Raw genomic sequence first — 14,793 nt, forward strand, 5'->3', positions numbered from 1 at the left:
TCACCCTTCACGCACTCTTGATATCGATGACCCGCCGCCCCGTCGGGCTCACGCGCGGCATCGGCTTCCACGCGTGCCCGTATACGACTTCGAAAGTCGCCGGCAGCTTGCCGTCGCGGCGAAAGCGCTCATAGTTCGTTTCGACGGCCCTGAGCGCCGACTTGCCGCTCAACGTCGACGGCCGCGCGGTGCTCGCGTTGTGCGCGCCGATCGCCTTGAGATCGCGCATGAGCGCGCGGGCATCGTCGTAGGTGAGCGTGAAAGGCTCCATGTCCATGACCGGGTCGGCGAAGCCGCCGTGCACGAGCATGTCGCCGATGTCGTGCATGTCGATGAAGCGGTTGACGTGAGCGCGCTCGTCGACGCCGGCGTACGCCGCGCGCAGCTCCTTGAGCGTGTCCGGACCGAAGGTGCTGAACATGAGGAGCCCGCCGGGGGCGAGCACGCGATGCATCTCGCGGAACGTCGCCGGCAGGTCGTTCATCCACTGCAGCGCGAGGTTGGACCACACCAGGCCGACCGATGCGTCCGCGAGCGGCAGGCGCTCGATGTCCCCGGCGACGGCATGCAGCGGCGGCCGCAGGCCGGGTACGCTCTGCCACCATTTGAGGCGTCCGCGCGTGCGCTCGAGCATCGCGACCGCGAGGTCGAGCGCGACGATCGGCGTCCCCGGATAGCGCGCCAGCAGCCCCGGAATCGCGTTGCCGGTACCGCTCCCCGCGTCGAGGATCGCGCCCGGCTCGAGCTTGATGTACTCGAGACGCTCGAGCATGCGCCCGCACACTTCGCGCTGGAGGATCGCGGCCGCGTCGTAACGCTCCGCCGCGCGCTCGAACGAGCGCCTCACCGCGCGTTTGTCGAGAGCCGGATCGGCGTTCATGCGAGAAAAGCCTCGAGAGCACGCACTACCGCGTCAGGCTGAGTGGCGAAAGGCGCGTGCGCCGCGCCGGCGATCTTCGCCAGCGTGCCGCGCTTCAACGTGCGCGCGAGATGCTCGCCGGCGGCGAACGGCACGAGACGGTCGTGCTCGCCGTGGATCACGAGCGCCTGTTGCTCGATCTGACCGGGCGTCGCACGCAGGTCGGTGTCGAGCAGCACGTTCAATCCGTCGCACAGCGTCTGCGTGCTCGCGTCGGACTCGTCGCACAGCGCCGCGCGCAAACGCAGCGCCGCGGCTTTCATCGCCGCATCGCCTTGCGCCTGCAGCGAAGCGAAGCGGTTCAGCGTCGACCCGCGATTCGCGGCCATCGCGTCAGCGAATCCCTGGAGCACGCGAGGCTCGACCGCATGCGGCCAGCCCTCGCGAGCGACGAAGCTCGGCGTCGAGCCGATGAGCACCAGCGCTTCGACCTGCGCAGGCGCCTGCCGCGCCCATTCGAGCGCGACCTGGCCGCCGAGCGACCAGCCCGCGACGACACAACGGGCCGACGCGCGCGCGGCGATGCTTTGCGCGATGCCTTGCACCGTATAAGGCGAAACCGACGGCGTGCCGCAGTAGCCGGGAAGCGGCAGCGCGTGCACGTCGCACACGCCGCGCAGCCGGGCGCCGATCTCGTCGAACACGGCGGGCGTCATGCCCCAGCCGTGCAGGAGCACCAGTGTTGTCACGCATCGCTTCCGATCGCGTTCAGAGCTTCCACCAGCACGTCGACGTCTTCGACCGTGTGGTCCGCGGAGAGCGCGATGCGCAGCCGCGCGGTGCCCTGCGGCACCGTCGGCGGTCGTATCGCGGGCACGAGCACGCCGCGCGCGGCGAGCTTCTCGGACACGCGCACCGCCTCCTTGCTCCCGCCGATGACGAGCGGCTGGATCGCAGTCTGCGATTCCCGCAGCTTCCAGGGGCTGTCCGCGAGGCCTCGCCGCAGCCGCGCGACGAGATCGCGCAGCCGCTCGCGGCGTGCGGCGCCGCGCTCGATCAGCTCGAGGCTTTTGAGGAGCGCGTGCGCGACCAGCGGCGGCGTCGCGGTGGTGTACACGTACGTCCGCGCGCGCTGCACCAGCGTGTCGATCAGCTCGGGCTCGCCCGCGACGAAAGCGCCGTAGACGCCCGCCGCCTTGCCCAGCGTTCCCATGTAGACGATCCGCGGAGATCGCAGATCGAAGCGTTCGAGCGCGCCGCGACCGCTCTTCCCGAGCACGCCGAAGCCGTGCGCATCGTCGATCACGAGCCACGCGTCGTGCGCCTCGGCGAGCACGAGCAATTCCGGCAAAGGCGCGATGTCCCCGTCCATGCTGAACACGCTGTCGGTGACGATGAGCTTCGCCTTCGCGTTCGAGGCCGAGAGCAGCCGGTCCAGCGCCGTGACGTCGCAATGTGCATACCGCTTGAAATCCGCGCGCGACAGCAGCGCGGCGTCGTTGAGCGAAGCGTGGTTGAGCTTGTCGGCGAAGACGGCGTCGCCGCGACCCGCGAGCGCCGTCACGATCCCGAGGTTCGCCATGTACCCGGTGGAGAAGTACAGCGCGCGCGGCAGCCGCACGAAACGTGCGAGCGCCTCTTCCAGCGCATGGTGTGCGAACGTGTGGCCGAGCACGAGGTGCGACGCGCCCGCGCCGACGCCGTAGCGCTCGGCGCCTTCGCGCGCCGCTGCGACGAGCTCGGGATGCGCGGCGAGACCGAGATAGTCGTTGCTGCAGAATGCGACGTAGTCGCGCCCGTCGACCTTAACGCGCGCGCGCTGCGGCGATTCGAGCACGCGCCGGCGGCGCTTCAGTCCCTGCTCTTCGAGCGCGGCGAGATCGCGCGCGAGCGTTGCCGGTGACGCCATTTACTCCGCGTTCGGCTCCATCGCGTGCAAGCCCAGCCGCGCGAAGAGCGCCGCGTCCTTCTGCGCTTCGGGATTGCCGGTGGTGAGCAGCTTCTCGCCGTAGAAGATCGAGTTCGCGCCGGCGAGGAAGCACAGCGCCTGTATGGCTTCGGGCATCTCCTGGCGTCCGGCGGACAGCCTCACCACCGCCTTGGGCATCGCGATGCGCGCGCACGCGACGGTGCGCACGAACTCGAACGGGTCGAGCGCTTCGGTGCCGGCGAGCGGCGTGCCTTCCACCTGCACCAGGTTGTTGATCGGCACCGATTCGGGATACGGGTCCATGTTCGCGAGCTGGGCGATCAGCGCGGCGCGCGTGCGGCGCGTCTCGCCCATGCCGACGATGCCGCCGCAGCACACGTGCAGCCCGGCTTCTCTCACCTGCCCCAGCGTATCGAGGCGGTCGTCCTGGGTGCGGGTGTGGATGATCTCGCCGTAGAACTCCGGCGCGGTGTCGATGTTGTGGTTGTAGTAATCCAGCCCCGCATCCTTGAGCTGCTGAGCCTGGCCGGGCTTGAGCATGCCGAGCGTGGCGCAGGTCTCCATGCCGAGCGCGCGCACCGCTTTCACCATCTCGGTCACGCGATCGAGATCGCGTTGTTTCGGACCGCGCCAGGCCGCGCCCATGCAGAAGCGCGTCGCGCCTTTCTCCCTGGCGCAGCGCGCCGCCGCGACGACGTCGTCGACCGACATCAGCGCTTCGTTGTCGACGCCGGTGTGATAGCGCGCGGCCTGCGGGCAATAGCCGCAGTCCTCGGGACAGCCGCCGGTCTTGATCGACAGCAGCGTCGAAAGCTGCACCGCGTTCGGATCGAAGTGCTCGCGATGGACGCTCTGCGCGCGGAACAGCAGATCGTTGAAAGGCAGGGTGTAGAGCGCTTCGATCGCATCGACCGTCCAGCGTAGGCGCGGCGTGTCGGCGCGGGTCGGCGACTGCTCGTTAAAGGTAGGGGTGAGAGCGTCCATGGAGTGCCACGTTGCAATGGGGCTCGAATCTTCGCGGAGCGAGGGGGCGATGTCAAATCGGATGGCCGCGTTTTTGAACCGCTGCTCGCGCGCTGCGCACGCGCTGCTGCCGTCCTCGTGCGTGCTGTGCGGCGGGCGCACCGCGGGATCGCGCCTGTGCGCGCCGTGCCGCGGCGACCTGCCGGCCATGCCCGCGGCGCGCTGCGCCCGCTGCGCCCTGCCGCTCGCGAGCGGCCGCGTATGCGCCGAATGCCTCGCCCGCGCGCCGAGCTACGACGCCGTCGCGGCCGCGTTCCCGTACCAGTTTCCGGTGGACGCGCTGGTGCAGGCCTACAAGTACGGCGGCGATCTCACGCTCGCGCCGCTCTTCGCGTGCGAGCTTGCACGTTGCGTCAGGCCCGACGTCGATGCGATCGTGGCGATGCCCCTCTCCGCTTCGCGCCTCGCCGAGCGCGGGTTCAACCAGGCGCACGAGATCGCCCGGCATCTCGGCCGCACGCTTCGCGTGCCCGTGCTCGCCGGCGCCTGCCGCAAGGTCGCCGAGACGACGCCGCAGGCCGGGCTCACCCTCGCGCAGCGCGTGCGCAACGTGCGGCGCGCGTTCGTCTGCGAGGCCGATCTCCCGGGACAGCGCATCGCGATCGTCGACGACGTCATGACGACCGGTGCGACGCTGAACGAGCTGGCGCGGGTGGTGAAGCGCGCCGGCGCGGCGCGCATCAGCGGCTGGGTGGTGGCGAGGACGCTGCGCTAGCTCGTGCCGTGCTGCTTCTGCTCGGCGCGGATGCCGTTGACCGTGCGCAGCACCGGCTTGTTCACGGAGACTGCCGGCGGCAGCTTCTCCAGCGCCTGGATCGCCGCGGCCTTGTCCGCGTAAGCGCCGTACACCACGGTCATCGAAGGCTTGCCGTGGGCGACGGTTCGGTACACGTAGATCTTGCTCGCGTCGAGCTGCCTGGCGAGCGCCTTCAACTGGTTGCGCAGGTGCTCTTCGTTCGCCGAGCCCATGATCTGGATGGTGTGCGTGGTCTGCGCGGCGCCGGCGAGCCATTCGCGCGTGGCGGTGAGCCGGTTGGCGAGCACGTCGGCGGGCGTCGCTTCGGGCTTCGGCTTCGGCGGCTCGGCGGGCGCTTTCGCCTCAGGCGGCGGCGCGATCGGGCTCACGCCCGGGATCACCGTCGCCGTCGCGAGGGTCGTACGGCCGTTCGAAGGCGCTTCAGGCGCGCGTTTGGCGGCGTCGTTCTCGGGCGCGGCGATGGGCCGCGTCGGCACCGGCTTCGGCGGCAGCACGAAATCGCGTCCTTCGAACACTCTCGGCGGTGCCGCGGGCGTCTCGACCGTGGCCTGCGCGACCTGCCGCGGCGGCTCGCGATAGTCGGGACGGCGCGCTTCGCGCTCCATCTCGCGCGTGGTGTCGCGCGGATCGGGCGGGGTCGCGATGATCGGTTTCGCGTTGGCGACGCGCGGCGCGGCATCGGCACGAGGCGCCTGTGGCGGCGGCGCGAGCGCCGGCGCGGCGCGCGGGACGATCGGCTCCGCTTTCGTGGTCACCCTGACCGGCGCGGGCGGAGGCTCGGCCGGCGCGTGGCTCAGCTCGTACGTCATGCGCGCGGCGAATCGCACGGGCACCGCGTCCGAAGACGTGTCGCGCAGCAGTGAGTCGCTGGATATCGAAGCCGCAGGGACAGACGGCAGTTGCGCGGGAGCGGTGGACGAGCCGCGGGTGCTGTAGAGGTAGTACATCGGCAGGAGCGCGAACAGCGTTCCCATGACGAACGCGAGGACCAGCAGGGTCGGACCGGAAAGCCTGCGCTCCGGCGCGAACTCGAGCGGGTCGGCGGACGCGCTCATCGCAGGATCACCGTGCCCGCGGGATGCCGCGCTTCGCGGCGCTCCGCTTCGGATTCAATCGCTGTCGCTGTCGTTCGGCTCGATCCCTTCCGCACCGCCATTCCGTTCTCGAATTTCTTTCTCCAGCCGCCGACACGATAAACCAAACCGGGGCACGACGCGAGCGTGCCGCGGCGCTTCGTATTCGCATGAATTTCGCTCGCTAACACGCTCTTGCGTATGAACTAGCTCGTATAATGGCTCGAACCAACGCGGCGCGGAGAAGAGATTGAGCAAGTTGTTCCGTGATATCCGTCGCGCGGAGCTCGTGCGGCGCGAACAACAGAACCAGCGCGGCGTGCCCGGCGCGCCGGAACGCCCGCCCGCGCCCGAACGCATCGACCCTGCGGCAGCCGAAGACGACGCCATCGACCGCGCGCTGCGAGCCGCCGAAGCCGAGCACACCGCCGCCGAAGAAGCGCTGAGCCAGCGCCTCACGCCCGACGGCGAGCGTCGCGCCCTCGCCGCGGCGCGCGCACGCCGCGCCGCCGAAAGCGCCGGTGCGCAACAAGCCCAGGCCCGCGCCGAAGCCGAGCGCAGCTCGGCGCGGCTTGCGCTGCAGCGCGCCGAGATGGAGCGCCAGGCGGAGCTTCGCGCGCAAAGCCGCATCGCCGCCAACATGCGCGCGATCGAGGAAGCCGATGCCCGCGCGCAGGCCGAAGCCGAAGCATCCGCCGCCGCGCAAGCGCGCGGCGCCGCCGACCAGCGCGCGGTAGAGACTGCCCACGCCCGCCTCGCCAGCGAATCCGAAGCCCAGCAGCAGGCCGCCGTCCGCCGCAAGAACGACCGCGCGGCCGAAGCGGTTGCGAAATCGCGCGCCGCCGCCGAAGCGCGCGCCGCCGAAGCCGCAAAGGCCCGGGCGGCGGCGGAACAGAACGCGCTCGAAGCCGAGACCGCCCGCGCCGCGGCCGAAGGCGAGCTCGAGCGGCAGGCGACCGCGCGTATCGAAGCCGAGCGCAACGCCGAAGCGATCTCGCGTGCCAAGGCCGCCGCGGAGTCGAGCGCCATCGGCGCCGCCAAGGCGCGATCCGCCGCCGAGCAGGAAGCGAACGAATCTGCGCGCGCTCGCGAGCGCGCCGACGCCGAGCTGCAACAGCAGGCGGCGCTGAGGACCGAAGCGGATCGAGCCGCCGAAACCACGGCGAACGAGCGCGCCCAGGCCGACACCCGCGCCCGCGACGCCGCAGCGGCGCGCGAAGTCGCGGAGCGCGAGGCGCAAGCGCAAGCCGACCTGCGCTTCCAGGCGGAAAACGAGGCGCGGCGCATCGCCGAAGCGCTCGCTGAAGCCGACCGCCAGGCCGACGCTGCCGCCGCCGAGCGCGCCGCCGCCGAAATCCGCGCGGCCGAAGAAGCCACCGCCCGCGCCGCCGCCGAGCGCGCCGCCGACGAGGCCGCGCGAGCGCGCGCCGACGCCGAAGCGCGCGCCGAAGAGACTCTGCGCGCACGAGAGCGCGCCGAAGCGGACGCGGCCGCCGCCGAGCGCGCGCGCGCCGAGTCGGAGCGCGAGCTCGCCGCTCATGCGGAGAAGCGCGCCGAAGCCGAAGCCGCTCTTGCGGCGGAAGCACAGCGCCGCGCCGAAGCCGAAGACCTCGCGCGCAGCGAAGCGCAATCCCGCACCGACACCGAAGCGCGCGCGGAGCTCGCGGCGCGAGCGCGCGAAGCGCAGGAGCAGCGCGCGCTGACCGCCGCCACCGAGCGCGCGCAGGCCGAGGCCGAGCTCCAGCAGCAGGTCGAAGCCCGTCTCACCGCCGATCGCGAAGCCGAAGCGGCGGCCCGGGCGCGCGCCGAGGCCGAATCGCATGCGCTCGCCGAAGCCGAAAAGCGCGAAGCGCTCGAGCTCGACGCCAAGGCACAGGCGGAACAGAAGAGCGCCGCCGAAACGCAGGCGATGGAGCTCGCGCAAGCGCGGCTGGAAGCTGAGCAACGCGCGGAGCGCGCTGCGCAGGAACGCAGCACGGCCGATTCCGCCGCGGCGAGCGATGCCGCGGTGCGCCAACAAGCCGAGCAGGAAGCCGAGCAGGCCGCCGCCGATCGCATCGCCGCCGAAACGCGTGCGGCGGAAGCGGCGCGCGAGCGCGAAGCGGCCGAGCTCGAGCTCAAGGTCGCGGCGGAGCGCCGCGCCGAAGCCGACGCCCAGGCACAGGCGCTCGCCCAGGCGCGCCTGGAAGCCGAGCGCCGCGCCCAGCAGGCGGCCGAGGAGCGCGCCGCGGCCGAAGCCCACGCCGCCGAGCAGGCGCGCGCGCGCGCCGAGACCGAGCGCGAAGCCGAAGCGACCGCGCGCGCGCACGAGATCGCCGAGCAGCGCGCCGAAGACGCCGCCAGGGAACGGGAGCACAGCGACACCGCGCTCGCGCACCAGGCCGCGCAGCGCATCGAAGCCGATCGCGCCGCGGAAGCCGCGGCGAAGTCGCGCGCCGACGCCGACCGGCAGGCCATGCAGGCGGCGCAGTCGCGCGAAGCGAGCGAGCTCGAAGCCAAAGCGCAGGCCGAGCGCAAGCTGAAAGCGGAGACCGAGGCGCGCGAGCTCGCGCAGGCGCGCTTCGAAGCCGAGCAGAGCGCCGAGAACGCCGCGATGGAACGCGCCGCGCGCGATCGCCAAGCGACGCAGGAAGCGGCCGCGCGCGTGCAGAGCGAGCGCGAAGCCGAAGCCGCGGCGCTCGCGCGTCACGCCGTCGAGCAGCAGGCGCTCGAGGCCGCGAACGCGCGCGCGAGCTCCGAGCGCGCCTTGCAGGAACAAGCGGCTGCGCGCGCCGAAGCGGATCGTGCGGTCGAAGCGGTCGCGAAGGCGCGCGCCGAAGCCGACGAGCGCGCGCTGATCTACGCCCAGGCGCGCGAAGCCGCCGAGCTCCACGCCAAGGAACAGGCCGACAGCCGGCTCGCGGCCGAAACCGAAGCGCGCCGGCTCGCCGAAGAGCGCACCGCGACCGAGCAGCGCGCCGAAGACTATGCACGCCAGCGCATCGAGGCCGAGGCGCAGGGCGCCGAGGAAGCCGCGCTGCGCGTGACCGCGGAGCGCGAAGCGGCGATTGCGGCGCAGAAGCGCGCGGGCGCCGAAGCGGTCCTCGAGAAAGAAGCCGCGATCCGCGCCGAAGCCGATGCGCGTGCGGCCGAGGAGATCCGCGCACGCGAACGGGTCGAAGCGCAGGCCGCCGCCGCTGCGCGCGCTCGCGAGGCCGCCGAGCGCGAAGCGCAGTCGCAAGCCGAAGCGCGCAGCGCCGCCCTCATCGCGGCCCAGCGTGAGGCCGAAGAGCACGCGAGCGCCGAGCGCGACGCGCGGCTCGCCGCCGAAGCGCGCGCGGCCGCGGAGCAGCAGACGCTCGACGCGGCGCGCGCACGCGAGCACGCCGAGACCGAGCTCGAGCAGGAAGCGATCGGGCGTCTGAACGCCGACCGGCACGCCGAAGCGACCGCCAAGGCCCGCGCCGAAGCCGATGCGCGCGCGGCGGAAGCGGCGGCGGCGCGTGAAACCGCGGACCGCGAGGCGAAGGCGCAGGCCGAAGCCACGGCCAAAGCCGAGAACGAGGCGCACGCGGTCGCCGTCACGCGCTTCGACGCCGAGCAGCGCGCCGAAACCGCGGCACGCGAACGCGAGTCTGCGGAGCTCGAAGCGCGCGAAGCCGCACGCGCACGCGTGCAGGCCGAGGACGAGCTCACGCAGCAGCAAGCCGCGCGCGCCGAAGCCGATCGCGCCGCGGAAGCGGCCGCGCGCGAGCGCGGTGAAGCCGAGCGCCGTGCGACCGAAGCGGCCGCTGCGCGCGAAGCCGCCGAAGTCGAAGCGAAGTCGCAGGCCGAAGCGACCGCGCGTGCCGAAGCCGAGGCACTGGAAGCCGCTCAGGCGCGGATCGAGGCCGAGCGGCGTGCGGACGCTGCCGCCCACGCGCGTAGCGCCGCGGAACAGGAAGCGCAGGCCGCCGCCGAGGCGCGACGCGCCGCCGATGCGGAGCTGTTGCGCGAAGCCGAGAAGCGCGGCGAATCCGAGCGTGCGGCCGAAGCCGCCGCGCGCGAGCGCGCCGCCGCCGAGGATCGCGCACGCGAAACCGCGCAGGCTCGCGAGAGCGCCGAGAACGAAGCGCGCGCGCTGGCGGAGCGCGCCGCACGAGCCGACAGCGAGGCCGAAGCCGCCGCGCGGGCGCGCATCGAAACCGAGCGACGCGAGCGGGCTGCCGCCGAAGCGCGCGCGGTCGCCGATCGCGAGGCAGCGGACGCCGCCGAAGCGCACAGCAAAGCCGATGCGGAGCTCGCGCGTACGGCGCAGGAGCGCTCCGAGGCCGATCGTGCCGCCGAAGCAGCCGCGCGTGCACGCACCGAAGCCGAAGCGCGGGCGCGCGAGACCGCCGAGGCGCGCGCAGCCGCCGAAGCTCAGGCGCAGAGCCAGGCCGAGCGCACGGCGCAGGCCGATGCCGACGCGCTCGCCGCCGCCGAAGCGCGCGCCGAAGCCGAACGGCGCGCCGAAGCCGCCGCGCTCGAGCGCGCGAAAGCGGACGAGGAAGGCGCCGCACAGTCGGCCGCCCGCGCCAAAGCCGAGCGCGACGCCGCCGCGGCCGCGTCGGCACGGGCGCAGGCCGATGCGCGCGCAGCCGAAGCCGCCCGCGAGCGTGAGACCGCCGATTACGATCTGGCGCAGGAAGCAGAGCTGCGGGCCGAAGCCGAAGCCGAAGCGCTGCGGCAGGAGCAGGCGCTGCGCGCAGCGGAGCAGAACGCCGAGATCGCCGCGCGCGAGCGCGGGCGGGCGCAGATCGAAGCGGCCGAAGCCGCGGAACGCCGGCTCGAAGCGGCGAAGGAAGCGGAAGCCGCCGCGCTCGCCAAGCAGCACGCCGAAGAGCTCGCGGGACGCAGCGCCGACGAACAGGCCGCCGCCAACGCCGAAGCCGCCTCGCGTGCCCGCGCGGCGATCGAAGCGGAGCAGGCCGCCGAAGCCGCGGCAAGGGCCCGTGCGGACGCCGATCTGCGCGCGGCCGAATCCGCGCGCGAGCGCGAAGCGCTGGACATCGAAGAGAAGGCCAAAGCGGAACGGCGCGCCGAAGCCGAATTCACGGCGCTCGCCGCGGTGCAGGAAAGGCTCGAAGCCGAGCAGCGCGCCGAGCGCGCCGCGGCCGAGCGCTTCGAGGCCGAGCAGCACGAAGCCGAGCGCGCGGCCGCGCAGGCGCAGGCCGAACGGGATGCGGTCGCGGCGGCGCGCAAACGCGCCGAGCACGACGAAGCGGCCGCCGCGAGCGCCAAGGCGAAGACCGCCGCCGAGCTCGAGCGCGCCGCACTCGCACAGCAGCGCGCCGAGGCCGAAGCCGCCGCCGCGCGTGCAGCGGAAGCGAAGCTCGACGAAGAGCGCAAGCTCGAAGCTGCCGCCATCCAGCGCGCCAATGCCGAAGCGCAGGCCGCGGCGCACAAGGCCGAGGCCGAGCGTGCGAAGCGCGAAGCCGACGGCGTGCGCGACGCCCGCCGCCGCGCATCCAGCGGTCGCGGACGCACGCACAAGCCGCTCGACTTCGAGCCGCGGGCCGCGCGCCGCAGCCGCGCCACGCGCTGGAGCGCCGCCGCGGCGGTCGTGCTGGCGATCGGCGCCGCCGCGTATTTCTGGCAGGACGAGCTCACGCCGTACGCGCAGGTTGCGATGGCGAAACTCGGCGTCGAGCTCGGGGCGAGCGACCTGCGTGCGCCCGCGCCGAGCGGTGAAGCGGGGCTGCGCGTCGACAGCCTCGAGCAGTTCACGACTCGTCTGAACGCGCGCGAGCGTGTCAAAGCCGCGCCGCGTCCCGCTGCGTCCGCCGACAAGCCTTCAAACTCGCGGCGCACCGATTCCGAGGAAGGCTGATCTTCAGCTCGTAGCGAGGTGTTCGAGATCGTGCTCTACGAGCCGGAGATTCCTCCGAACACCGGCAATGCGCTGCGTCTCGCGTCCAACACCGGCGCGCGCCTGCACCTCGTGCGACCGCTGGGATTCACGCTCTCCGACAAGCAGCTCTTGCGCGCGGGGCTCGACTATTCCGATCTCGAAGCGCTGACGGTGCACGACGACTGGAGCGCGTGCCTGACGGCGCTCGGCTCGAAGAGGATGTTCGCCGTGAGCACGCGCGGGACGGCGCGCCACGACGAAGCGCGTTACGAGCCCGGTGACGTCTTGGTGTTCGGACCGGAGACTCGGGGCTTACCGCAGGACGTGCTCGACACCTTTCCCGCCGAGCATCGCATCCGCATCCCCATGCGCGCCGGCAACCGCAGCCTCAACCTCTCCAATGCCGTCGCGATCGTGGTGTACGAGGCGTGGCGGCAGAACGGGTTCGCCTAGGATTCAAAGCAAATGAACCGCAAAGGACGCAAAGGACGCAAAGGACGCAAAGGTTTTTACTAACGTCGCGTCGTCATGAGTTCGCGATGTTTAGCTTTCCTTGGCGTCCTTTGCGTCCTCTGCGGTTAAAAGCTTTTAGCTTTTGCTTTTAACGCTCTGCCTTAGGTTCGCGACGAAGCAATGCATCGGCTGCTGCGCGGGCCTGCGTATGGTCGTCGAGGACCCTGCAGACGGCTCGGGTGATGGGCATCTCGACGCCGCGCGCGTCGGCGAGCGCGCACAGGACGCGCGCGGTGCCGACGCCTTCGGCGACGTGGCCGAGATCGGTGAGGATCGTTGCGAGCGATTGGCCGCGCGCGAGCTTCAATCCCACCTGACGGTTGCGCGACAGGTCGCCGGTGCAGGTGAGGATGAGATCGCCGGCGCCGGCGAGGCCCATGAAAGTCTCGGCGCGGCCGCCGAGCGCGACGCCGAGCCGCGTCACTTCGGCAAGGCCGCGCGTGATCAGCGCGGCGCGCGCGTTGTGGCCGTAATCGAGACCGTCGGAGATGCCCGCGGCGATCGCGATCACGTTCTTCACCGCGCCCGCGACTTCGACGCCGACGACGTCGTCGCTGGAATAGACGCGGAAGCTGGGGCTGTGCAGTGCGAGCGCCGCCTCGCGCGCGAACTCGGCGGAAGCGGAGGCGAGCGTCACCGCGGTCGGCTGGCCGCGCGCGACTTCCTGGGCGAAGCTCGGTCCGGAGAGCACGCCGCAGCGCGAGCCCGCACCGAGCTCCTCGCAGCAGACTTCGTGGGCGAGCTTCGCGCTCGCCGGCTCGAAACCCTTGCACAGCGCGACGACCGGGGCCGGCACGCCTGCGAGCGCGACACGTGCGATGGTCTCACGCAGCGCTGCGGTCGGCACCGCCACGAGGATCAGCTCGCTGGTGCGTATGGCTTCGGCGAGGTTCGAAGAGACGCCGAGGTTTTCGGGGAAGCCGAAGCCGGGAAGATAGCGCGCGTTCTCGCGCTGCGCGCTCATCACCGCGCATTGCTCCGGCGAGCGCGCCCACAACGTGACGCGATGTCTGTGGGCGAGGTTGACGGCGACCGCGGTGCCCCAGGCGCCCCCACCGAGCACCGCGACGTTCATCGCGCCCGCTATACGCCCCACACCTGCGCGGCCTTGACGTAGCCGCTGCCGCCGTCGCGATGGCGCACCTGCACCCAGCCGGGCGCTGTTGCGTCGACGACTTCGAGGATGACGTTCTGGCCGGCCTGGAAAGCGACCGGCGCGTTGTCCTCGGGCTTCTGGCGCACCTGCGCGACCGGCACGCGCACCATGACGGTCCGCTGCTTGTCGGTGACCTGTTTGGCTTCGATCCAGTTGAACGCGCCGGCGGCGTCGCGCACCTTGACCCAGCCTTCCATCGTCACCACGACTTCGAGCGGATAGCCGCGGTTGACCACGAACACCTTGTTCGAGCGGGTCGACGGAGCGTCGTAGAGCACCGCCGCATCCGTGGTCACGGTGCGAAAGTCGGCCGCGGCAGCACACGCCGCCGCAGCGGCGAGCGCCGCGGCAACGACGATGCGCGCCGGGTGTCGCATCGCTAGTGGGCCTGCTGCGCGCCTGCCGCGGCTTCCTGCGCCTGCTGCGCCAGCCGCTGCTGGTAGAGGAGATCGAAGTTCATGTGCTGCAGCGTGACCGGCGGGAAGCCGGCGCGCTGCACCAGGCTCGCCACCGCTTCGCGCGCGTACGGCAGCAGCGTGTTCGGGCACAGGGTGCCGAGCACCGCTTCGAGGTCGGGCTGGGGCACGTTGCGGATCTGGAAGATGCCGGCCTGCGCCGCCTCGACGAGGAACACCGTGCGCTCGGCGATCTTGGCGGTCACGGTGACCGTCAGCACCACTTCGTACAGGCCTTCCTGCGGCAGGCCCGCGGCTTCGTTGTGGATGTTGACTTCGACCTGCGGCGCTTCGCGCTCGAAGAACACCTGCGGCGCGTTCGGCAGCTCGAGCGACATGTCCTTCAGATAGATCTTCTCGACGCCGAAGAGCGGCTGCTGGTCCGCGCCCGGCTGCTGGGGTTGCTGCTGTTCACTCATGGGACTTCCTGGGAGGTTACTTGACCGACTGGAGCAGCGGATCGAGCTTGCCCGCGCGGTCGAGGGCGGCGAGGTCGTCGTAACCGCCGACGTGGGTCTCGCCGATGTAGATCTGCGGCACGGTGCGCCGTCCGGTCTTTTCCATCATCTCAGCGCGGCGCTCCGGCTGCAGGTCGACGCGGACCTTTTCGATCTCGACGCCTTTGGACACGAGGAGGCGCTCGGCCATCATGCAATAGGGGCAGACTGCGGTGGTGTACATCAATGCCTTCACGATTTCTCCAGCGGCATATTGTCTTTCTGCCACGCGGCGAGCCCCCCGCGCAGGGAAACGACTTCGGCGAAACCGAGCTTGCGCAGCTTCGTGGCGATCGCCGCCGAGCGGTTGCCGCGGCCGTCGCTGACGATGATCGGCTTCGTTTTGACCTTTTCGAGCTCTTTCGCGCGCGCTTCGAGCTCGCCTTCGGGCACGTTGCGCGCATTGGTGATGTGGCCCGACTTGTACTCCGCCGCATCGCGCACGTCGAGCACCACGGCGTCGCGGCGGTTGATGAGGGTCACCGCTTCGGCGGGACCGATTTCCTGCCCGGGACGCATGAGGCGGGCGATCACCGGCCAGATCAACAGGGCGCCGCTGATGATCACGGTGGCGAGCAGCACCATGTTCATCGGGCTCTTCTGAAGAAAGACTATGAACTGATTGAGCTGATCCATTGGGGGGCTAGCGGGCGTTCGAAGCGCGGCCGGATGCGACGGG

At 71.6% G+C, this 14,793-nt stretch carries 13 protein-coding genes; 3 read left to right on the forward strand and 10 right to left on the reverse strand.

Translation table 11 applies throughout. The features are described from left to right. Positions 1–7: 7 nt before the first annotated feature. The 4 genes from bioC to bioB are packed head-to-tail and all read right to left on the reverse strand — an operon-like array spanning position 8 to position 3,773. Positions 8–880, reverse strand: a complete 873-nt coding sequence (bioC, locus tag VHP37_28680; protein ID HEX2830348.1) for a malonyl-ACP O-methyltransferase BioC — start codon at positions 878–880, stop codon at positions 8–10. After that, the gene (locus VHP37_28685) at positions 877–1,608 is read right to left on the reverse strand and encodes an alpha/beta fold hydrolase (protein HEX2830349.1); all 732 of its coding nucleotides are present in this window, start codon (positions 1,606–1,608) and stop codon (positions 877–879) included. Before VHP37_28685 ends, bioC begins: the two co-directional genes overlap by 4 nt. Next, complete coding sequence (gene bioF / locus VHP37_28690) at positions 1,605–2,768, reverse strand: 8-amino-7-oxononanoate synthase (GenBank protein ID HEX2830350.1); 1,164 nt, start codon at positions 2,766–2,768, stop codon at positions 1,605–1,607. The genes VHP37_28685 and bioF overlap by 4 nt, the downstream gene beginning before the upstream one ends. Then, on the reverse strand, positions 2,769–3,773 hold the full coding sequence (gene bioB, locus VHP37_28695; GenBank protein ID HEX2830351.1) for a biotin synthase BioB: 1,005 nt from the start codon (positions 3,771–3,773) through the stop codon (positions 2,769–2,771). Positions 3,774–3,834: 61 nt separating this feature from the next. Here bioB and VHP37_28700 point away from each other — a divergent pair, with 61 nt between their 5' ends. Continuing rightward, positions 3,835–4,527, forward strand: coding sequence for a ComF family protein (locus tag VHP37_28700; GenBank protein ID HEX2830352.1), 693 nt, complete (start codon positions 3,835–3,837; stop codon positions 4,525–4,527). Here VHP37_28700 and VHP37_28705 read toward each other — a convergent pair. Further along, positions 4,524–5,624 carry an SPOR domain-containing protein gene (locus VHP37_28705; protein ID HEX2830353.1) on the reverse strand — a complete coding sequence of 367 codons (1,101 nt, stop codon included), beginning with the start codon at positions 5,622–5,624 and terminating at the stop codon, positions 4,524–4,526. The genes VHP37_28700 and VHP37_28705 overlap by 4 nt on opposite strands. Positions 5,625–5,892: 268 nt before the next feature. Between VHP37_28705 and VHP37_28710 the strand changes: the two genes are divergently transcribed. Next, positions 5,893–11,472: a hypothetical protein gene (locus tag VHP37_28710; GenBank protein ID HEX2830354.1), complete on the forward strand. Its 5,580-nt coding sequence runs from the start codon at positions 5,893–5,895 to the stop codon at positions 11,470–11,472. A gap of 18 nt (positions 11,473–11,490) precedes the next feature. Beyond that, on the forward strand, positions 11,491–11,946 hold the full coding sequence (locus tag VHP37_28715; GenBank protein ID HEX2830355.1) for a tRNA (cytidine(34)-2'-O)-methyltransferase: 456 nt from the start codon (positions 11,491–11,493) through the stop codon (positions 11,944–11,946). Between the two features lie 148 nt (positions 11,947–12,094). On the opposite strand, the gene VHP37_28720 is transcribed toward VHP37_28715, so the two are convergent. From VHP37_28720 to VHP37_28740, 5 genes are read right to left on the reverse strand one after another with little or no spacing between them, the layout of a single operon-like run. Then, positions 12,095–13,081, reverse strand: a complete 987-nt coding sequence (locus VHP37_28720) for an NAD(P)H-dependent glycerol-3-phosphate dehydrogenase (protein ID HEX2830356.1) — start codon at positions 13,079–13,081, stop codon at positions 12,095–12,097. 8 nt (positions 13,082–13,089) lie between these two features. After that, positions 13,090–13,539: an SH3 domain-containing protein gene (locus VHP37_28725; GenBank protein ID HEX2830357.1), complete on the reverse strand. Its 450-nt coding sequence runs from the start codon at positions 13,537–13,539 to the stop codon at positions 13,090–13,092. A 2-nt stretch (positions 13,540–13,541) separates the two neighbouring features. Continuing rightward, a complete protein-coding gene (gene secB / locus VHP37_28730) occupies positions 13,542–14,036 on the reverse strand; it encodes a protein-export chaperone SecB (protein HEX2830358.1) in 495 nt (164 codons plus the stop codon). Positions 14,037–14,052: 16 nt separating this feature from the next. Next, positions 14,053–14,313, reverse strand: coding sequence for a glutaredoxin 3 (gene grxC, locus VHP37_28735; GenBank protein ID HEX2830359.1), 261 nt, complete (start codon positions 14,311–14,313; stop codon positions 14,053–14,055). Further along, positions 14,307–14,750, reverse strand: a complete 444-nt coding sequence (locus VHP37_28740) for a rhodanese-like domain-containing protein (protein HEX2830360.1) — start codon at positions 14,748–14,750, stop codon at positions 14,307–14,309. Before VHP37_28740 ends, grxC begins: the two co-directional genes overlap by 7 nt. Positions 14,751–14,793 lie beyond the last annotated feature (43 nt).

Source organism: Burkholderiales bacterium, assembly GCA_036262035.1.
In the GTDB taxonomy this organism is placed as follows: Bacteria; Pseudomonadota; Gammaproteobacteria; order Burkholderiales; family SG8-41; genus JAQGMV01.